This window comes from Rufibacter tibetensis (genome assembly GCF_001310085.1).
In the GTDB taxonomy this organism is placed as follows: Bacteria; Bacteroidota; Bacteroidia; order Cytophagales; family Hymenobacteraceae; genus Nibribacter; species Nibribacter tibetensis.
The window spans coordinates 2587501-2607540 of sequence record NZ_CP012643.1; the positions used below are offsets into that span (position 1 = coordinate 2587501).

Consider the following 20040-nt stretch of genomic DNA (forward strand, 5'->3'; position numbering starts at 1 on the left):
TTAACATTGACTCTGGGTAACTCATGTGTAGGATAGGTGGGAGCCTGTGATCCGGCGTCGCCAGGCGTCGGTTAGGCAGCGTTGAAATACCACCCTTGAGTTATCCGGGGCCTAATCCCGGAGGGGAGACATTGTTTGGTGGGTAGTTTGACTGGGGTGGTCGCCTCCAAAAGAGTAACGGAGGCTTTCAAAGGTACCCTCAGCACGCTTGGTAACCGTGCGCAGAGCGCAATAGCAGAAGGGTGCTTGACTGTGAGGCCCACAAGCCGAGCAGGGCCGAAAGGCGGATATAGTGATCCGGTGGTTCCGCATGGAAGGGCCATCGCTCAAAGGATAAAAGGTACGCCGGGGATAACAGGCTGATCTCCCCCAAGAGCTCATATCGACGGGGAGGTTTGGCACCTCGATGTCGGCTCGTCACGTCCTGGGGCTGGAGAAGGTCCCAAGGGTTCGGCTGTTCGCCGATTAAAGTGGCACGCGAGCTGGGTTCAGAACGTCGTGAGACAGTTCGGTCCCTATCTGTAGTGGGCGTTGGATTTTTGAGGGGACCTGTCCTTAGTACGAGAGGACCGGGATGGACGAGCCTCTGGTGGACCTGTTGTGGCGCCAGCCGCAGCGCAGGGTAGCTACGCTCGGATGAGATAAGCGCTGAAAGCATCTAAGTGCGAAACTCACCCCAAGATGAGAAATCCCTTTAAGGGCCGTGGGAGACGACCACGTCGATAGGCGGCAGGTGTAAAGCCAGAAATGGCATAGCCGAGCCGTACTAATTGCCCGAGAACTTTCCCGCCACCAAAAAGGCGCGTACCCTGGTGTTCTCTCTTTTCCCAAGTATATCAAAGCACCCCCCGACATCATTGACACTCGCCCCCGAAAGGGAGGAGAAACGGAAAATAATGGTGGCTATGTCGCGGGTGTCCACCTCTTCCCATTCCGAACAGAGAAGTTAAGCCCCGCCGAGCCGATGGTACTGCGGTCACACGCGGGAGAGTAGGTAGCCGCCAACCCCACCTAAACAGCCCACCCCTCTAGAAGAGACGGTGGGCTGTTCTGCGTTTTACAGGGGTATAGCGGAGGGGGGAAGGGGGATTTTGGTTATATAAAAGTTCCTAACTAATTGGCACCCTTTTTCTTTATCGTTTTAGGTCTTCTTTTTGGAAAGTACTATTTATCCATCAAAGGCTTCACGCTTATCAAAAGAGTATCCATGAAAAAGGGCAAGCTTTCAAAACAAAGCTTGCCCTTTTTCATGGATACTCCTATCTCTATTTATGAACTCCCCCTGCCACTACTTTTAATAAGCTATCCTCATTGAAATACTTGTTTGCTACTTCTAATAAATCAATCTCTGATAAGCTTTGAATCTTCACAAGGAGCTGAGTATAAAAATCTTTGTCTAAGCCCATGATCACATTAGACTTGTACTTGTCCATTTTATCAAAGAGGGTAGCATGATCAGATAAGAACTTACCAGCTAAGTGCTTCTTGGTAGTGGCCAGTTCTTCTGCTGACACTGGTTCTTCTTTCAAGGTTGTAAGCTCCTTGGAAACCTCCTCTAATGTTTCATTGATTTTATCCCCCTTAATGTCAGTACCTATTGAAAATAAGGAACCATGTTCTTTATGAGAAATTGAGGAATAGATGCCGTAAGTATATCCTTTATCTTCTCTTATGTTCTTCATTAAGCGGGAACCAAAATACCCTCCTAGTACATGGTTAAGCAGGTACAAGGCCGGATACTCTGGATGTGAAGATTTAAGGATGGGCTTTCCTATCCTTAAAGACGCCTGCATGTCATTAGCAGTAGAAGATTTGAGCAAGCCTGTTTTAGGAGCTAATGTTGAAATCTGGGGTTGAACTATAGCAGAAGGAGTATGATCCTTTACTGCTTTAGATATTACCTCTATTTGGGACTCGTTTATGTCTCCAGTAATAAATATCTCTGCATCATGGAAGATATATGACTGATGATGGAAGTCCTTCAAATCCTTTATTTCTGTTGCTATTATATCTTCTTCTGAAATGTAGGATGCATACGGATGGTCTTGACCATATAGAGCACTGGTATATGCCTCTGTAGCTAGATAGCTATTTTTTTGCTTATCAACTGCCAAGGTTTGAATTACCCTTTGCTTCAGCAAAGAGAACTCTTCTTCTGGAAAGGAAGGTTGTTGAATGATTTCAAAGGCAAGCGGGAGCAGTGACGGTAGAAATTTAGCCAGACAATAAAGGGTAACGGTTGATCTGTCATACCCATGAGCTACGTCTAAAGATGCTCCATAAAAATCGACAGCGTCTGCTATTTCTTTCGCGTTGTGGTACCGGGTACCCTCTTTTAGCATCTTGGCTGTAAGAGAGGCAACCCCAGCTTTTGGTTGATACCACTTCCCTGCTTTGAATACAAATTCAACTCTTACTACAGGTTGTATGCTGTTCTTGAAAATGTGTAAACGTGCCCCAGAAGGAGTTTGTCTTACTTCAGGAGTTATAGATAAGTCAGTGGTAAGATCTGCAATGGCAGGAGCTACCGAGCGGTTTAAGGACATAGAAGGCTATTCTGCTTCAGCTCCGTCTAATCTGAAATGTAGGGAGAAGCGAAGGGTTTGAGCTAATGGATTGTTTTGTTCATTAGGAATCAGGTAGGCTGCGTCTACTCCAAATTTCTGGTAACGAACACCTAATCCCATGGTAAAGTACTGACGGCCACCTTTCAGTTCGTTTTCATAAAAGTATCCTGCACGGGCGGCAAACATATTGTCATACCAGTACTCTAAACCGCTTGATACGGTAATTTCTTTCAGCTCCTCGCTGCCTCCCCCCGGCGCATCACTAAATGATTTAACTATGCCACTGAATACATTGGTATCATCATTAGCAGCAGGGTCGTCAGATTGGGTGTAAGGCACTAAAAGCTTGTTTCCATCTATGGCCAGCGTTATTTTGTTGTATGGGTCCAGCTCCATGGTGAAGGCAGTACCTAACCGTAAGTTAGTAGGTAAGAAATCCTTTCTTCCGGCAGTAGTGTAAGAAATCTTAGCTCCTATGTTAGAGACATTTCCGCCTAAAGCTAGGTTATAGTTCTTGCCCCCTATGGCTAAGTCTTTTGTATAGTAGATTCCTAAATCAACAGCTACGGAGTTTCCGGGTTGGGATTCACCAACCACCCCGCCGCTTCCGCCAACATTCACGTTTCCTGAAAGGTTTGAATGAATGAAGCGAGCACCAACTCCTAAGCTTAGGTTTTCGCTTAGTTTCTGTCCGTAAGCAAGACTAACCGCATACTCCTTAGGATTGAAATTCTGAATAGGATTACCAACTCCGTCAGTGAAGTTTAGTTCTCCTAAATCAAAATACAGCAATGACAGCGCTAACGAAGAGTTGGCGGTAAGTTTCTTATGCGCTGAAAGCTGGCTGAGCGACATGTCATTGACAATCTTTGACAGCCAGGGAGTATAGGACAAGGAAACACCTAGGTCGGTTTCCAGGAAGCCCAATTTAGCAGGGTTCCAGTAAGTGGCATTTGCATCTGGGGAGATAGCCACCCCCGCATCACCCATACCGGCAGAACGCGCATCTGGCGTAACAGACAGAAAAGGAACAGCTGTAGTAATTGGCCTGTATTCTTCACTTTGACCAATGGTATTCTGGGCTTGGGCCGAGAAATAGGACAAAGAAGCGACGGCAAAAACAAATAGAGAAGTTCTGAAGAGGTTGCAGTTCATGCGGTAGATGGTTGTATCAAGAATATTATTTTAGTAAAACTAACTTTTCATAACGAGATGTACTAGCCCCGTCTTGTCGTGAACGAACATTCACTTTGTATATATATACACCTTTGGCTAAAATGTCATTGCTATCATCGCGGCCATCCCAAGAGAGGTCACTAAAATGCGTATTTCCATCACCAAAACCATGCAGTGTTTTTACTAGTTTTCCTGATACGGTAAAAACCTGGATAAGTATATCCAATTCCTGACCGGGCCTGTTATGGTCAAAGTGGAAGGTTGTCTTATCAAGAAACGGGTTAGGTATGTTATATACGTGATCTAAGGCCAATTTTTCAGAAGAGGCCACAATAAATTCTATTTTAATGGTACTGGAGTTATTATGCGTATCCCAAGCTTTCAAAGAAAGGGTATGAGGACCTAAAGTAATATTCTTCAAAGAGTATCTTACTTTACCTGATTGATAAGAATCTACGTCGGCGGTGTAGAATTCATTTAAGATAATAGGTTCAGACGACTTTTCATCTAAAATGGCAGTTATTTCATGACCAATACCAGCACCGGCAGTATTGATCCCGTTATCATCAAACAAATGAGCCAACAAGGTAGCGTCTGTTCCAATAAGCCCACCGGAAACAAAGGACTCATCATTCATGAACAGCTCCAATTGAGGAGGCGTGTTGTCAACCGAAGCATTTGAATTGGCACCACCCACCGGTACAAGGTGAGCACCTAAACCGTCTGTGGAAGAAGAGGAGGCATATAAATGAATGCTTCCGTTCCCAATCTGGTAGTTGATATCCTTAGGAATAACAAAGGAAAGCTCAAAGGCCCCGTTCTTAACCGTAGCCAAGCCATCATACAAAACATTGCTTCGGTTCAGGACCTGCCGCTTCGCATTTTGGTCACCTAACGTGGTAAGAGCGGCTCTTTTATCATACACCGTTAGGTGGACCTGCCCCTGGAAGTCGGACGCAATCTGTTGTTGTTTATTCTGCACATGCCCTTCTAAACGCACGGTAGACAAAGCACTGAGGGTGTCAGTAACCGCGGTAGCAGAAAATGGTTTTTCGTTCAACTTAGAGAGCACTACTTCAAGGTTGGGGTACGCCAGCCGCATGGATGGATCTCCTAGCAAGGCAAAGTTCCGGTTGTTCACCCCAAACAAGCTCGCGTTCTTGGTCTTGTTGGTTAACACTCCTAATGTGGGCATTGCCCCATTCGCCATAGGGGTAAACAGGAAAGTGAAAAAGTTGGTGTTCAGAGCCCGGTTTCCATCTGAATATACCGGTCGGGTAGTGGTAAGAAGTCCTATTGCTCCTCCTGCTGGGTGAAATAATGCAGTTTCAGCTCCCGAATTACGCCGTGGGTCATCATAACGGCCAATCTCGCAAGTGGCTGTTAGAAAGAAGGTGAGTTTGTTCTGGTTTTTCCAGGCTTGGATTTCATTGAGGGTCAGAATCTGTTCATCGGCTAAGCTGATGGCATTGCCATGCCCGGTGTAATTAGTGACCAAAGCGCCTTTTTCTATGGCTTCCCGCAGGGCATTGTTTGTTTCAGGTGAACGTTGGCCATTGGGTACTGAGATCTGCGGATATAAATCAAGGTAAATTTTTTGAGGTAAATACCCGGGATAGTTTCTTTCTACATACTCCGCCAGGTAATCCGCATCGTTCAGGTGCTCATTAGAATCACCGTCATCAGCTAGGAATATAAGCCGTTTGCGCCAGTTGCCTAAGGTCTGCTCGCTTTCATACCTAATGATCTTGTCAATCAAAAGATCAGCCTCAAACGTGGTTTTAACAGGTAAGCGGCCAATCCCTACATCTAACCTGTGGGCGAGGGCGAATTCCGTTTCAGACCATTCTCCTTCCTCATTGTCAAGGAAGCCAATGTAATCGTCAGAAGAGTAGGACAGGACAGGATCTAACGACTGACGCGACTGATAGATGGGTATGAAATTGGTGTTCTGCTGAATTCTTCGTTTAGGGTCAAAAGAAGCATCACCTAGTAAAGCCACTTGAATCAGGTCATCTCCTTGCTTTCCGCTGCGTTCATAGAGCATTTTAAGAAAATCACGAATGGCGGTGATGTCTTGTTTGCCGGAGGAGAACTCCTGGTAAATCTTAGGCAACTCTACCACTTCCACCTGTAAACCAGACCGGGTGCGTCTATGGGTCGCCAACCGCTGCGCTTGGGCAGAAATCGCAGCCGGAGTGATAATGACCAAGTCAAGCTTGCCATCCAGGTTCAGGCTGTGCAGGTTCTGGTTAGCCACTTTCCCAAGGAACGTTGGAGTAGGGAAGGAAGAGCCCTGGAAAGCAACATACTCCCGCAGTTGCTGAGTATTGGCAGAGAATCTGGCAACCCCATTATTGGTAGAGACTCCCAGCCTTACCGGCTTAAGAGGATCTGTGACATTCCAAACCTGCGCGTCTGCTGACGTAATTCCTCCTACCAGAAAAGTGCTTACGGCGTTCTGCTTACTAGCCAAGGACCTGAAATTGGTTTGGTTTCCATACAACTTCAGTTGCCGGCGGGCAGAAAGGGTAAAATAATTCAGATACCCAGTGGCTGAAGAGCTGCTACCCGGTTGATACGTGTAGGTAACGGTTAAATCATTGGTATAGGCCAGTGAACTAAGTGGGGGAGAGAGATGCAACACATGGTTCACTCCTTCCGGATGGTAGTTGTAGGATCCTCTGCCTGCCACAGAGTGGGTGCCAAGAGACGTGCCATTCAATCTCACAGTAAAAGAGCTGTTCTCCGGGGAGTTGGCCATTACTGCCGAAGTAAGCCATACGGGGCTGTTAGGTACTAAATCTGAAGCTGGAAAGGCAAAATTTTGCTGCAGGGCGAAGGCACTAAATTCCTCCCCGTACCATTCACGGCCCGAGTTGACCATGTTCTTGAGGTCTATTTCATGGAACCAGCGCTCATCATACGAAGTGATTTCTGGAAATGACCCCGGAAGGGATGCCTGCTGGCTCACCCTAAGTCCTGCGGATGGTCCAACAGTAAGATAGTAGTAAGTCGTGTCGCTGTACAGGTTGAAGGAATGTACAAACGGAGATTGCCCCCTAACCTGGTTCTCTGCCCAGGTGTGTGGGCCTTGTCCGTAAAACAGGAGGTAATCATTCGCGTCAAAAGAACCATCCTGCTCGCCCTCTATCCAAATCGCATTCTCTACCAGATCATCGGCCCGGGGAGCGGAGTTGGCTTGTGGAAGCATTCCGCCGCCGTTACCATATAACCGTAGATTGCGTGGGTTCAGGTTCTGCAGGTTCACGCCCATGGTCTGTAAAGCAGTACGGTCCAGTTTGTACATGCCTGAGGTTGGAACGCCAATCTTAAACCATTCCCCGGAAGCTAAAACTGAGCGAGTAGTGAATGTGCGTTGGGTAGCAGTAGCACCAGGTGCTTTTCTGAAATTATTTCCGGAAGAATAGCGAAAACTGAAAGAAAGTAATTTCTCTACGGCTCCGGTCTGCGGATTCAACCGGAAAGGTTGGAACGCAATGACTGAGTGCGGCACCCGGTTGGCGGTACCTGCACTAATCAACGGCTGTAGTTCTGTTTTGAGGCTCTTTTTAGGAAAGGAGCGTAATTCTGCCTCTGTAAGCGGGCCAAACTCCAGGTTGGTGAACTCAAAAGAACTCACCGTCACATTGGGGACGGACAGAATGTAGTAAGGAATCTCTTCCTTACCTACAAAGGCGGCCTCCTCAAAAGAAGGAAGAGCCGCCTTTGCTTGGTGTGTTATAGGAGAAGGGGTTGGAACTGCGCGCCAAGTCACCCTGCGCGTTTCCTGGGTCTGGGCCCAAGCAGAAACGGCAGAAACCCAAAAGCCTGCGGCAAGAAGAAACTTCTTTACAAAATGCATGTACGCGGGTAAAAAGACTACTCCGCAACACAGTCCTTCTTTTTAGGTTCAACTCAGAAAAAGGAGAGAAGAACCTTGGGGGGTACTTTTAGTTGGCTGTGAGACGGTAAGAGAAGGATTCCATAATCATGTTGGCCAGTAATTTCTTACAAGCCTCTTCTACTTTCTGGGCAGCAGCGGTCTCGTTTTCTGCTTCTAATTGTAAACGAATGTGTTTGCCAATTCTTACATCAGAAACCTGCTCCAGGCCTAAATGTTCCAAACCCAACATCACGGCTTTTCCTTGGGGATCTAACAGTTCTGTATGCGGCATGATGTCTATTTCGGCGGTGAATTTCATAAGGAAGAAGATTTATTGAAAAAGGATAAAATAATGTACATCGCTAGGTTCAAAGGAACCGCGGTAAAGTTAAGGATTGCCAGGAAAAGAATGGAAAGCCCCATGAAAATAAACCGCACCTCATTGCCTTTCCAGGATGCATTCTTGAATTTAAGCGCAAAAAGCGGCAACTCGGCTATGAGTAGGTAAGAAAATAGCACTGAAATCCCCAGCAGTACAAACGGGTTCATAATAATCGGGGTTAAGCCGAAGTCGTCATAAGCCAGGATCAGCGGCAGAGACATGATGAAAAGGGTGCAGGCCGGGGTTGGTACACCAATGAAAGAAGAAATCTGGCGGGTGTCAATGTTGAACTTGGCTAACCTCACACAGGAAAAGATAGTGATCAGGAAGCCGGCATAAGGCAGAAAAGCGGGCAAGTCATACCCACCGGTTTCAACGGCTTGGGCAATCATCTGCACCATAGCAGCGCCGGGCACCACGCCAAACGAAACCATGTCGGCCAAGGAGTCTAACTGTTTGCCAATCTCAGAGTAGGTGTTAAGCACGCGGGCCACCATGCCATCCAGGAAATCCAGCGTGGCGGCGGCTACTATCCAACCAGCAGCCGCGATCAGCTCCTGCTGAAAAACAGCGACAAGGGCAAGGCAGCCACACAATAAGTTAAGGCAGGTGATGAAATTAGGAATGTGTTTCTTCATAGAGTTGTAAAGGTCTGTTCTGAGCGTGTTTTAAAAATTAGCTCAAAAACGGATTGCTGGCTTTCTCTTCCCCAATGGTGGTAGAAGGGCCATGACCAGGGTAAACAGTGACATCTTCCGGGAGGGTGAATAATTTGGAGCGGATGCTTTGAATGAGCGTGTTAAAATCACCGCCCGGTAAATCGGTACGGCCGATGCTGCGCTGGAACAGGACATCACCGCCAATCAGGTTCTTGCTCTGTGGGTGGTAGAACACCACGTGGCCGGGCGCGTGACCGGGCGTGAACAATATTTCCAGCTCGGTTTCGCCGAAGCTTACGTTTTCGCCCTCTTTTAGGAATTTCTCCGGTAAAATCTCCTGGTATTGCGGAAAGCCATAGGCAGCTGAATACGTAGGCACCGCACGCAGGACAGCCAGGTCTTCTTCATGAATCTCCAATGGCACGCCGTAAGTATCAGCGACAAACTTGTTGCCCAGCACGTGGTCAATGTGGCAATGGGTGTTCAAAAGGCGTACTACTTTCAGACCTTCAGATTGGATGAACTGCTTCAACTCCTGCTGTTCCTGCTTATCGGCGCAGCCGGGGTCAATGACCACGCATTCCTTAGTGGAGTCACACAGCACGTAGGTGTTTTCTTGAAACGGATTGAAGGTAAAGTACTTTACTTGCAGACCAGTGGCAGCCATGGATCACATCATATTTTGCAGGCTCTAAGTTACAGATTTCAGCGGCACAAGCCGTACCTTGGGACATGATTTATGATTATCTGGTAGTAGGACACGGCCTGGCCGGCGCAATTTTGACGTGTTTTCTGGAAAAAGCCGGTAAAACGGTGCTGGTCATTGATGCTCCCAAAGAGAACTCCGCCTCACGGGTAGCGGCGGGCCTGATCAACCCAGTAGCAGGAAAACGGTTCGCGAAAAGCTGGCAAGTAGACTCTTTTCTGCCTGCGGCCACCTCGTTTTACCAGGAAATGGAAGCCCGCTACCACGCAGAATTCTTCTACCGCAAACCTATCCTGAAACTCTTTTCCACCCCCGAGGAGCAGAACAACTGGATGGGCAAAAGTACCGATGCCGCCTGGGAAGGGTACATTGAAACCACGCACCTGCAACTACCCACCTCTGAATACGTTCATCAGGAACTGGGTGGCTTGCTCATTCAGCAGGGTGGGTACGTGGCCTTGCGCCCGTTTTTGGATTTGCGGGAGGAAGACCTGAAAAGCAGGGGGGCGTTCCGCTCAGAAGCCTTTGATTTCTCCCAGCTCCAACTAGTTCCTGAAGGAGTGAAATACGGCGGGGTGCAGGCCAGAAAAATTATTTTCTGCGAGGGTGCGCAGGGTGCCCAGAACCCTTTCTTCAGCTGGTTGCCTTTTTCCTTGAACAAAGGCGAAATTTTAGACATAAATGTGCCAGATTTTGAGGCTACATATATCTATAATAAAGCCGTTTACGTTGTGCCTTTAGGACAATACCAGTACCGAGTAGGAGCCACGTACAATTGGCGGAATCTGGAGGAAGCGCTTACAATTGAGGCGAGGGAAGAACTGGAAACCAAAGTGCAGGACATCCTGAAAAAACCATTTGAGGTGACAAAGCAGTATGTAGGGGTGAGGCCTGCCGTAAGAGACCGGAAACCTTTGATGGGGCTGCACCCTCAGAACCCGCAGGTAGGTATTTTCAACGGCATGGGATCTAAAGGTGTGCTGATGGCGCCTTTGCTGGCGCAGCAGTTCATTGCCCATATAGAGCAGGAAACGGCCCTGTGGCCCGAGGTGAATATTGTCCGGTATTTATCGTTATATTTAGCATCTACGTCAAACACATGAGTCAACTCTCTACTCGCTTCTTACATGTGTGCCGGTTACTGATTTTGCTTTTAGGCATAGGGGTACCGGCGTTCACATATGGGCAGGCCACCGCGCCAGATGACTTCGGACAGAACCGGATTCAGTACAAGCGTTTCAACTGGCAGTATTATAGCACCCAGAACTTCAACATCTACTACTCGCAGGACGGCAGGGAACTTGCCCGCCACGCAGCTGAGCACGCAGAAAAGGAATTGAAGCGGGTTACTTCCCTTATTGGGTACTATCCATATTCCAAAATCACCATCATCATGTACAACTCTGTTTCAGACATGAAGCAGAGCAACATTGGCTTGATTGATGATCCATACAAAGGCGGAAATGATGCTTTGTTTGTAAAAAGCAAAATTGAGGTAGCATTTGAGGGTTCTCAGACAGAACTGAAGCGCCAGATGACGTACCGCATTTCTGAATTGCTGCTCTCTGATATGATGTATGGTGGTAGCCTGAAGGAAGTCATCCAGAGCAATTACCTGTTGCGTTTGCCGGAATGGTTTGTTTCTGGAGCCGCCGCTTACTTAGCTGAAGGCTGGAGTGTGGAGATGGACGACTACATGCGCGACATGATCCAGAAAACCGGCGGTAAACGATCAGATCCTCTCTTTGCAAGAAACCAACGCCTCACGGGGCAGGCCATCTGGAACTACATCACTGAGCGACACGGCCCTTCGGCCATCCAGAACATCTTGAACCTGACGCGTATTACTCGTGACATTGAAGTGGGTATTGCCAGCAGCCTGAACATGCCTTACAAGCGGTTCATGCGTGATTGGTTTGCCTATTACACGCAGATGAACACCTATGCTGCGAGCGCATCGCCTAATAAGGAAAACAAAATCAGGAAAACGAACGCCCGCAATGTATTGTACTCAGAGCCTACTTTAAGTCCTAGCGGGCAAAAGCTGGCGTACGTGATCTATGACCGGGGAGCGTACAAAGTGTACGTGCGCAATCTGGGTTCCAAAAGCCAACGAGTGGTGTACCGGGGCGGGTATAAAATGCCTAATCTGGAAATAGACCACACGGTGCCTTTGCTGTCCTGGCGGTCAGAATCTCAACTAGGTATTTCAGATGTACGGCGCGGTAAACTGCAGCTTAAATTGCAGGATGCAAGCCAGCGGTACATTCCGGGCGTAGCCACGGTGAAAAACCTGATAGGCAAAACAAATAATGTACTTCCTCTAAACGCCTACAGCCAGGTAGCCGGACTTGATTTCTCAGAAGACGGGCAGTTCATGGTCTTGAGTGCTGTGAAAAATGGGCAAAGTGACTTGTACCTGTACCGGGGCGGCCGGTTAGTGCGACAGTTAACCAATGATATCTTTGATGACCTGGCTCCTTCTTTTTTGCCGGGCACCAGCAACCGTATTGTCTTCAGCTCTAACCGGTATGCAGACTCCCTGCAATCCAGCAAAGGCAAGTTCAGCGCCGTTGCCAATAACTATGACATTTACCTGTTTGACCCCAACAATACTCAAAGCCGGTTCTGGCAGCTAACGTACACTCCCTCTAATGAAGTCATGCCTATTGGCCTTACCGAAGATGAGATCATGTACATTGGGGAGGAAACAGGTATCAGGTCTTTATACCGGCATAACATCAAAACCGGGGTAATTGAGCGAGTAACTGCTTTTGTGCAGAACATCAAAACATATGACTACAATGTTAAAACAGGGAACCTCTCTTTTGTAGCCAATGACCGCGCGAAGGAGTTCCTGTACCTGTATCCCAATTCCCCAATGACGGCAGTAGCGCAGGCAAGCTTCAAAACCAAGCGCCAAGAAACGCTGGAAGGACATATGCAGCGCCGGATTCAACAGGAAAACGCTCGTATAGCGGCTGCCTTGGCGGCAAAAGCTGCTTCTGATTCTTTAGCTGCAATACGGTCAAGCCAAGTGGGAGGTGACAGTATCGCCACCGACAGTACCGCCGCTCCCGCTCCTAAGCCAGCGGTAACTCCTAAGCCAAGAACCATCATGGCCATGGCGCAGCCAGATTCATTGGTGTTGAATTACCCAAGACCTTATGACCTGCGGTTTAGCGTGAACAACCTGATTACCTCTGTATACGCAGACCCACTGCTGGGATTTGGTTTTGTGATGGAAGTGGGCATGGCCGATTTGTTTGAAGATTACCGCATCAGAGGCGGGGTGTTCGCACTTACTGACTTGCAAACAACGAACTTCTACGCCGAGTACTCTAACCTGAAAAACCGCTACGATTACCGCGTGGGGTATCAGAAACAGAGCGTGTACCAAACCAGTGGTGCCAGCATCCGGCGGTTGGGCAAGCATGAAATTTTGCCTGCCTTCAGTTACCCGCTGACCAATGCGTTGAGCGTAAAAGTACTGCCCCGTTATTCGCACATCCGGTACACGGTGATTGAGAATTTCTCTGAGCCAGACCTGGTAATGGATTTTGCCGGAATAGGCGGAGAGTTGGTATATGATAACTCTGTGGTAACAGGCATGAACATGCGCGAGGGTACCCGTATGAAAGTTGGCATTACCCGCATGTATGGCATTGGCAATAAAGAGAATGGATTCGGTAAATTCTACGTGGACTTACGCCATTACCAGAAAATTCACCGGGAGTTTGTATGGGCCAACCGGTTAAGCTACGGACACTCCTTCGGGCCTTCTCCTAAGAAGTACCTGTTAGGTGGAGTAGACAACTGGATTGGTGCCGACGAAGACAGCATTGCCATCTACAACAATACGTCTACGCCGGCAGACTTCTTCTACCTGGAATTTGCCACTCCATTACGTGGGTTCAACTACAATGCTCGTAACGGTAGCCGGTATGTTCTTTGGAACTCAGAGTTACGCTTGCCATTGTTCCAGTACTTGTTTGAAGGACCTATTAACTCAGGCTTCTTCCGGAACTTACAGATGGTTGGTTTCTTTGACGCCGGTACTGCCTACAACAGCGGTAACCCGTTCAGCGATGATAACTCAGTGAACACGCAACCAGTACCAAGACCTCCGTTTGAAGTGATTGTACGTAACTTCCGCAATCCGTTCATGTACGGCTATGGATTTGGCGCCCGCACTACCTTGTTAGGCGTTTATGGCCGGTTTGACATGGCGTGGGGGGAGAGAAACCTGCGGAGAGAAGGACCCAAGTTCTACTTCTCCATGGGGTATGACTTCTAACTCTTGAAGTACAAACGGCTTTAAGCTAGATTTTGTAAAAACACCTTAAAAGCAGAAGGCCTCCCTTAACTAGGGAGGCCTTCTGCTTTTAAGAAGAATAAACCTGAAAGGTGATTTTAGGCCGGTTTTAGAAAAAGGGCCTTAAAAGGAAAAGCCTTCTTTCAGAAGAAAGAAGGCTTTTCCTTTTAAGCTATAGATAAGTGCCTTATGCTTGTACCGCCTGTAAAAGAGATTCAAACAGCAGTCTGCCATCTGTGTTATTAAGTTCTGGATCAACAGCGCGCTCTGGGTGCGGCATCATGCCAAACACGTTCTTGTTTTTGTTTGTAACACCGGCAATGTTCAGTAAGCTACCATTGCAGTTGCAAACGTCAGTTACCTGGCCGTTAGCATCGCAGTAGCGGAACATGATTTGTCCGTTGTCTTCTAACTCCTTCAGGGTGTCAGCGTCTGCGTGGAAGCGGCCTTCTCCGTGGGCAATCGGAATCTGGTAAGCTTTGCCAGGCTCCAGAAGGGCGGTAGGCAAGGCCTCAGTGTTCGTTGGGGTGATGTACACGTTCTGGCAAATGAACTGTTGGCTGGTGTTGCGCAACAAAGCACCTGGCAGAAGACCGGCTTCGGTCAAAATCTGGAAGCCATTGCAGATTCCCCACACGTACCCGCCGGAGTTGGCAAATTTTACCACTTCCTGCATAATAGGGGAGAAACGGGCAATAGCACCGGAACGCAAATAGTCACCATAGGAGAAACCTCCGGGCAGCACTATGAAATCACAGTTCTGCAAATCATGGTCTTTGTGCCACAGCCTAACAACTTCCTTTTGGGTGGTGTGTTGTAAGGCATCAATGACATCCTGGTCACAGTTGGACCCTGGGAAAACGACAACTCCAAATTTCATGGCTCAAAGATAAAGAAAATACACAAGTTTCTTCTTCTCCATGCCACAGAAAGCGCATATCATTAGATAGGAAGAGAGTGGTGCTTTTTTCATAGATTTACTTTTTACCATTTTACAGTACACAGTATGTTATTATCCATGACCGGGTTTGGATCTGCCCACCTAGAGACCGAAGGCTATACCGTTACCGTTGAGCTAAAGTCATTGAATTCCAAATCTATGGATCTGAGCCTTCGGGTACCACGCAGTTTGTCTGACAAAGAGCTTGAAATAAGGAATCTCATAGGCAAAAGCCTGGTGCGCGGCAAAGTGAATCTGACCATTGAGGTAAACAGAAGCAAGACCAACGCAACCCGCAGCAGGATCAATACAGAGCTGTTACAAGTCTATTTCAGAGAACTGGAAGCGGCTGCTATTGCCCTGGGTGCCAAATCGCCTGACTTGTTCCGGTTGGCTTTGCACATGCCAGATGTGTTGCAAACCGAAAGCACCGATGAAAAAGGTGAAGAAATTTCATGGGAGCAGGTAGCGCCAGTGCTGCAAGAGGGCATTGACAATTTCAACACCTTCCGGGCTGATGAAGGAAAAGCACTCAGCAATGAAATCGTATCTTACATTGACCGCATCAGAATTCTGTTAGCCGAGATTGACAAGCATGACCCTAGCCGCGTAGAACATATCAGACAACGCATTCAGGGGCACTTACAGGAGATCAGTTCGTCAGAGTCGTTCAACCAGAACCGCTTTGAGCAGGAGATGATCTATTACATAGAAAAACTAGACATTGCCGAGGAGAAGGTGCGGTTAGTGAACCACTTACACTATTTTACTGAGACAGTCTACCTCCCTGAACCAACTGGTAAGAAACTGGCGTTCATCTCTCAGGAAATAGGCCGCGAGATCAACACCATTGGGTCCAAAGCAAACGATGCCACCATTCAGCACCTGGTGGTAGAGATGAAAGAAGAACTGGAGAAAATCAAAGAGCAGCTGAACAATATCTTGTAAGGGAGTAAGCTTTTCACCTGTTTCCTGAAAAGCACCTCTAAATCACCTTGAAGAATATGCCGCAAAAGTTACTCTTTGCATTATTTCTCCTGCTTTCAGGTATTTCTCAAGCTATAGGTCAAACCCGCTCCTGCGGCACCATGCAACATATGGCGCAGCTGGAGAGGGAACGACCTAATCTGCGGGCACAATTGCAACAACAGGCCAGGATGGCCGGAACAAGCCTAAAGCAGCCCTATGAGAAATTGGCAAGAGGTGGCGTGGTTACTATTCCGGTAGTGGTGCACGTGGTGTACAATACCGTTACCCATAACATTTCAGACGAGCAGGTAGCCTCTCAGATAGCGGTTTTAAACAAAGACTTCCGGCGGCTGAACGCCGATTCCGATAAAACTCCAGACCTGTTCAAAAGCTTAGCCGCCGATGCAGAAATAGAATTCTGCCTGGCCCAGCGCACGCCTGACGGAGAACCCACCAACGGCATTACCCGCACCCAAACAGACAAGACTAATTTTGACCTGAACGATGCCATGAAGTTTACGGCTTCGGGCGGGAAAGATGCTTGGAACACCAGCCAATACCTGAACATCTGGGTGATACGGTTCGCCAATACGGAGGAGGTGCTGGGGTATGCCCAATTCCCTAATTCAGGTTCTCCGCTTACCGACGGCGTGGTCATTGATTATCGGTATTTCGGGACCAGCGGTACTGCGCTTCGTCCTTTCAACCTGGGCCGGACCACCACCCACGAAGTAGGCCACTGGCTTAACCTTTTCCATATCTGGGGAGATGAATCCTGTGGGAATGACCAGGTAGAGGATACGCCCGTTCAGGAAGAAGAGAACTCAGGTTGTCCTACGTTTCCCAGCCAGAGTTGCACCAACACCAGTGACATGTTCATGAACTACATGGACTACACCAATGATGCCTGCATGAACCTCTTCACTACCGGGCAGAAAACCGTGATGCAGAATGCACTTGGTACTTTCCGATCAAGCTTACTTACCTCCCTGGCTTGTAATCCGGTGCAGGTTCCTGACCTAGATGCTGCTTTAATGGAAGTAACTTCTCCTACTAAGGTTCTTTGCGCCACTTCCTTTTCACCGGGAGTTGTGTTGCGGAACAAAGGCAGCCAGACCCTAACTTCGGCTCACATTCAGTACCGGATCGACAGCGGTCCTCTCCAGACATTTAACTGGACAGGCTCCCTGGGTTCTTTCCAAAGCACCACCGTTTCAATTCCGGCTATTGCCATTGCTTCCGGAGCCCACACCATTACTTATACCATCGCCTCTCGCAACAACGCCGCCACTGATGCGAATGCGGCTAACAACACTGTTACGGCTACCTTCCAGGTACAAGGCGTTGGGTTACCTTTGCAGGAGGGGTTTGAAAGTGCCACTTTCCCGCCTGCAGGGTGGATTATTAACAACCCCAACCAGGACCTAACCTGGGAGCGGACCACAAAAGCAGCCAAAACAGGGGTTGCTTCAGCGTACATGAATAACATTGCCTACACCGCTAATGGACTGGTAGATGAATTGGTACTGCCTCCGCTGGATCTGACCACCCGAAGCATGCCTAAACTCTCTTTCCAGATGGCATACGCGCTGCTTTCTGAAAGTGGCTTCTCTGATACGCTAGAGGTCTTGGTGTCTACCGATTGCGGAACCTCGTACCGACGCATTTACCAGAAGTTTGGTCAGGCATTAACCACTGCCACGCCTTATTTCACCGATAAGGAATTCATCCCTACCGAGGCGCAGTGGCGATTAGAAACCTTGGATTTGGCAGAGTTTGCAACAGCTAAAACCGTCTCGGTTAAGTTCAGGCACGTCACAGACTTTGAGAACAACCTGTACCTGGATGATGTAAAAGTAGACGGTGACCCACTGGGAGCCGAGGAGGAACGGGCGCAGAAAGCAGTGCAGGTAGCGCCTAACCCAACCTCTGGAACGGTGTACATCACCTCCCCGGAAGCCATCATTTCCAGTCTGCAGATTTGTGATGCAGTGGGACGGGTGATACAGGAAGTTACCTCCCTTAAACATACAAGAAATCAGCCGCTGCAAATCACCTTGCTAAATCAGACCAACGGCATCTACTTCATCAAAATGATGACCGACAAAGGAGTGGTGGTACGTAGAGTAATGCTGCTGCGATAAACTTCTTGAAATAAAATAGGAACAGAAGAGCCTCTGCGTTTCCCTGTTAAGGAGAGGCAGAGGCTCTTCTGTTTTGAAAAAAGTAATCAGCTGCTCCCATAGTGAAACCTCCAATTGTTTTAGAGCTGTTTTTACCAAAAGGTGCTTCAAACGGAAAGCAGCAGAAAGCTATAATGCTTTTATGAATGTCTGTATAAGGGCCATTACCTCTTTGAATTTGGTGAGGGGTAAGGTGTCTGCCTTGTCGTTGGGGTGGTGGTATTCAGTAGTGGTGCTGCCCAAAGTGTAGAAGAAGAAGGACGGCACTCCCTTTTCAGAGAAAAAGTAATGGTCAGAGTTAGCAGCTTTGCCCCTGCTTTTGAGTTGGGGAAGGTATTGATGCTGTTGATTCAGGTGTTGCAGGAGCGAGAAGTGCTTCGGGAAAACGCTGCCATTCACCACCATCAGGCCTTCCTCACCAGTGCTCATCAAATCAAGGTTCAGCAGAAACTTAATTTTGCCCAACGGGAAGAGCGGGTGTTCTGTGTAATAACGGGAACCCACCAAGCCGGCCTCTTCACCAGCAAAGGCCATGAAAGCAATGGAGTAGTCTGGGGTGTTTTGCGGCTGTGCGTAGTAGCGGGCTAACTCTAAAAGCATGGCTGTACCACTGCCGTTGTCATGCGCGCCGGGAAAGTACAGGTCTTTGCCTTGATGCCCTAAGTGGTCATAATGGGCCGTGATGACCACAAAGGAGTCTGGGTTGATTTTGCCTGGCACAAACCCAATCACATTTTGGCTTCGGTAGTGCAGCTCCAGGCGAGCATCTACGGCGAAAGTTATTTTCTTGGCTTTCTTGGGCCAGGCTTTCTCCAATACTTCCAGCGCGGGAAAAGGGAGCTGTTCTCCCCGGATGGTGCCCATCAGTTTGGGGCCGGGTTGCCGAACAATCACAGCAGCCACACTTTTTAATTGGGGCTGAAAAGGCTCTGGTAAAGAGAGCAGTTCCTGTAAGTGACGCTGGTACACTACCAGTACCTTGTTCCGGAGGTTGTTCGTGAGAAACTGCTGGGCGACATCTACATCCTGTAGGATCAAGGTATCTATCTCGTACACCCGGCCTTCTCCGGCTCCTGCACCCGTAGCGGCGTGCGCCAGGAAGTCTACACCGGGTACCAAGGCTTTTCCGTCTACTTCTAGTTTAAGGCGATTCTCCAGGATGTTGACGGGCAGGGTGAAGGGTTGTTTGTAGTTAGGCTGGAAAGACTTCAGGCCTATGGCGGCGTATTGTTTTTGCAGGTAATTGGCGGCCAAGCTATCGCCTTTGAAAGCGTATCCGCGGCCATGCATGGCCGGAGCGGAAAGATCAGCGATGGTCTGGCGGACACGGGTCATTTCCTGGGCCTTTCCTGAAAAATAGCAGAAAAGGAAGGAGAGACTTAGCAAAAGCCCATGATGCCGTACCATAGCTGTTTTAACCTGATTTTCTGAAATTGCCGGAGAAACGGCGGGAGAGCAGCGACCAAATACCTAAGCCAAGCACGCCGCCAATGGTGTTGCTGAGCGCATCTACCGGATCTGCCTCGCGACCCAATCCCATAGAACCTTGTAAGATCTCCACTAAGATTCCGAAGGCTACCACCAGCAGAAAAGACCTTGTAATAATACGCTTGGTGATCTGCACAGAAGGGTCACGCTGTAACCCAATCAGAAGGAGAAGCAACTGCATCCCAAAAAGGATGGCGTGCACCAGGGAGTCAAAGGTGAGAAAGTCCCACTTGGGACCAGGAGGTAGAACTGGGGCAGGCAGTAGCGTCAATACAAGAATGACTACTGCCCACCCAAGTGCCAGTGCATAATAGGAGATACGCACTATAAAAGAATTAAGCGCCTACCAGTTCACGGTACGCCGACGCAGAAAGAAGCTCAGCTACTTCCTCTTGATCCGTCACAGACATCTTGATCATCCAGCCGTCACCGTAAGGGTCAGAATTCACCAGTTCAGGGCTGCCATCCAGTTTCTCGTTGATTTCCAACACCTGGCCAGAAAGCGGGCTAAACAAATCAGAAACAGTTTTAACAGCTTCTACGGTACCAAATACTTCTTCTTTGGCTACGTCTTTGTCTAACGTGTCAATGTCTACATACACAATGTCACCTAGTTCACGCTGCGCGAAATCAGTGATGCCTACGTACGCTACATCGCCTTCAATTTTGATCCACTCGTGGTCTTTGGTGTATTTAAGCTCCTCAGGGAAGTTCATAAGTAATAAAATTAAGTTCGATTCAAAAATACGTTCTTTTTGGTACGTGCCGC

Annotated in this window: 14 protein-coding genes and 2 rRNA genes (1 of these 16 only partly in view); 6 read left to right on the forward strand and 10 right to left on the reverse strand. The window is 48.3% G+C overall.

What is annotated here, in order from left to right:
- Positions 1-790 (forward strand): 23S ribosomal RNA (locus DC20_RS10465) (it extends 2099 nt beyond the left edge of the window).
- A gap of 105 nt (positions 791-895) precedes the next feature.
- A 5S ribosomal RNA gene (gene rrf / locus DC20_RS10470) occupies positions 896-1007 on the forward strand.
- A 258-nt stretch (positions 1008-1265) separates the two neighbouring features.
- Here the strand turns inward: rrf and DC20_RS10475 are convergent.
- The 6 genes from DC20_RS10475 to DC20_RS10500 all read right to left on the reverse strand — a co-directional run bounded on the left by DC20_RS10475 (position 1266) and on the right by DC20_RS10500 (position 9337).
- On the reverse strand, positions 1266-2546 hold the full coding sequence (locus tag DC20_RS10475) for a M16 family metallopeptidase (protein WP_062543783.1): 1281 nt from the start codon (positions 2544-2546) through the stop codon (positions 1266-1268).
- A 6-nt stretch (positions 2547-2552) separates the two neighbouring features.
- Positions 2553-3722 carry a type IX secretion system outer membrane channel protein PorV gene (porV, locus tag DC20_RS10480; protein ID WP_062543784.1) on the reverse strand — a complete coding sequence of 390 codons (1170 nt, stop codon included), beginning with the start codon at positions 3720-3722 and terminating at the stop codon, positions 2553-2555.
- Between the two features lie 25 nt (positions 3723-3747).
- The gene (porU, locus tag DC20_RS10485; protein ID WP_062543785.1) at positions 3748-7608 is read right to left on the reverse strand and encodes a type IX secretion system sortase PorU; all 3861 of its coding nucleotides are present in this window, start codon (positions 7606-7608) and stop codon (positions 3748-3750) included.
- Between the two features lie 88 nt (positions 7609-7696).
- A complete protein-coding gene (purS, locus tag DC20_RS10490) occupies positions 7697-7948 on the reverse strand; it encodes a phosphoribosylformylglycinamidine synthase subunit PurS (protein WP_062543786.1) in 252 nt (83 codons plus the stop codon).
- Positions 7945-8649: a CDP-alcohol phosphatidyltransferase family protein gene (locus tag DC20_RS10495; RefSeq protein ID WP_062543787.1), complete on the reverse strand. Its 705-nt coding sequence runs from the start codon at positions 8647-8649 to the stop codon at positions 7945-7947. Before DC20_RS10495 ends, purS begins: the two co-directional genes overlap by 4 nt.
- A 37-nt stretch (positions 8650-8686) precedes the next feature.
- Positions 8687-9337: an MBL fold metallo-hydrolase gene (locus tag DC20_RS10500; protein ID WP_062543788.1), complete on the reverse strand. Its 651-nt coding sequence runs from the start codon at positions 9335-9337 to the stop codon at positions 8687-8689.
- A 65-nt stretch (positions 9338-9402) separates the two neighbouring features.
- Between DC20_RS10500 and DC20_RS23390 the strand changes: the two genes are divergently transcribed.
- Both DC20_RS23390 and DC20_RS22350 read left to right on the forward strand, forming a co-directional pair.
- A complete protein-coding gene (locus DC20_RS23390; RefSeq protein ID WP_071885433.1) occupies positions 9403-10479 on the forward strand; it encodes an NAD(P)/FAD-dependent oxidoreductase in 1077 nt (358 codons plus the stop codon).
- Complete coding sequence (locus DC20_RS22350) at positions 10476-13673, forward strand: hypothetical protein (protein WP_071885434.1); 3198 nt, start codon at positions 10476-10478, stop codon at positions 13671-13673. Before DC20_RS23390 ends, DC20_RS22350 begins: the two co-directional genes overlap by 4 nt.
- Positions 13674-13878: 205 nt before the next feature.
- On the opposite strand, the gene purQ is transcribed toward DC20_RS22350, so the two are convergent.
- Entirely contained in the window at positions 13879-14571 is a 693-nt protein-coding gene (gene purQ, locus DC20_RS10510; RefSeq protein ID WP_062543789.1) for a phosphoribosylformylglycinamidine synthase subunit PurQ, read from the reverse strand.
- Between the two features lie 126 nt (positions 14572-14697).
- Here purQ and DC20_RS10515 point away from each other — a divergent pair, with 126 nt between their 5' ends.
- Both DC20_RS10515 and DC20_RS10520 read left to right on the forward strand, forming a co-directional pair.
- The gene (locus tag DC20_RS10515; RefSeq protein WP_062543790.1) at positions 14698-15579 is read left to right on the forward strand and encodes a YicC/YloC family endoribonuclease; all 882 of its coding nucleotides are present in this window, start codon (positions 14698-14700) and stop codon (positions 15577-15579) included.
- Between the two features lie 56 nt (positions 15580-15635).
- A complete protein-coding gene (locus DC20_RS10520; protein WP_062543791.1) occupies positions 15636-17744 on the forward strand; it encodes a T9SS-dependent choice-of-anchor J family protein in 2109 nt (702 codons plus the stop codon).
- Between the two features lie 168 nt (positions 17745-17912).
- Here DC20_RS10520 and DC20_RS10525 read toward each other — a convergent pair whose 3' ends face one another.
- The 3 genes from DC20_RS10525 to gcvH all read right to left on the reverse strand — a co-directional run bounded on the left by DC20_RS10525 (position 17913) and on the right by gcvH (position 19987).
- Positions 17913-19118 (reverse strand): M28 family metallopeptidase, encoded by a 1206-nt coding sequence (locus tag DC20_RS10525; protein ID WP_169788177.1) that lies wholly within the window; start codon positions 19116-19118, stop codon positions 17913-17915.
- A gap of 79 nt (positions 19119-19197) precedes the next feature.
- A complete protein-coding gene (locus DC20_RS10530; RefSeq protein ID WP_062543793.1) occupies positions 19198-19596 on the reverse strand; it encodes a VanZ family protein in 399 nt (132 codons plus the stop codon).
- Between the two features lie 10 nt (positions 19597-19606).
- Entirely contained in the window at positions 19607-19987 is a 381-nt protein-coding gene (gcvH, locus tag DC20_RS10535; protein WP_062543794.1) for a glycine cleavage system protein GcvH, read from the reverse strand.
- Positions 19988-20040: the final 53 nt, after the last annotated feature.

Bases quoted from the DNA above. Each gene is read 5' to 3' on its own strand.
- DC20_RS10475 (WP_062543783.1), bottom strand. From the start codon at position 2,546: ATGTCCTTAAACCGCTCGGTAGCTCCTGCCATTGCAGATCTTACCACT.
- porV (WP_062543784.1), bottom strand. From the start codon at position 3,722: ATGAACTGCAACCTCTTCAGAACTTCTCTATTTGTTTTTGCCGTCGCT.
- porU (WP_062543785.1), bottom strand. From the start codon at position 7,608: ATGCATTTTGTAAAGAAGTTTCTTCTTGCCGCAGGCTTTTGGGTTTCT.
- purS (WP_062543786.1), bottom strand. From the start codon at position 7,948: ATGAAATTCACCGCCGAAATAGACATCATGCCGCATACAGAACTGTTA.
- DC20_RS10495 (WP_062543787.1), bottom strand. From the start codon at position 8,649: ATGAAGAAACACATTCCTAATTTCATCACCTGCCTTAACTTATTGTGT.
- DC20_RS10500 (WP_062543788.1), bottom strand. From the start codon at position 9,337: ATGGCTGCCACTGGTCTGCAAGTAAAGTACTTTACCTTCAATCCGTTT.
- DC20_RS23390 (WP_071885433.1), top strand. From the start codon at position 9,403: ATGATTTATGATTATCTGGTAGTAGGACACGGCCTGGCCGGCGCAATT.
- DC20_RS22350 (WP_071885434.1), top strand. From the start codon at position 10,476: ATGAGTCAACTCTCTACTCGCTTCTTACATGTGTGCCGGTTACTGATT.
- purQ (WP_062543789.1), bottom strand. From the start codon at position 14,571: ATGAAATTTGGAGTTGTCGTTTTCCCAGGGTCCAACTGTGACCAGGAT.
- DC20_RS10515 (WP_062543790.1), top strand. From the start codon at position 14,698: ATGTTATTATCCATGACCGGGTTTGGATCTGCCCACCTAGAGACCGAA.
- DC20_RS10520 (WP_062543791.1), top strand. From the start codon at position 15,636: ATGCCGCAAAAGTTACTCTTTGCATTATTTCTCCTGCTTTCAGGTATT.
- DC20_RS10525 (WP_169788177.1), bottom strand. From the start codon at position 19,118: ATGACCCGTGTCCGCCAGACCATCGCTGATCTTTCCGCTCCGGCCATG.
- gcvH (WP_062543794.1), bottom strand. From the start codon at position 19,987: ATGAACTTCCCTGAGGAGCTTAAATACACCAAAGACCACGAGTGGATC.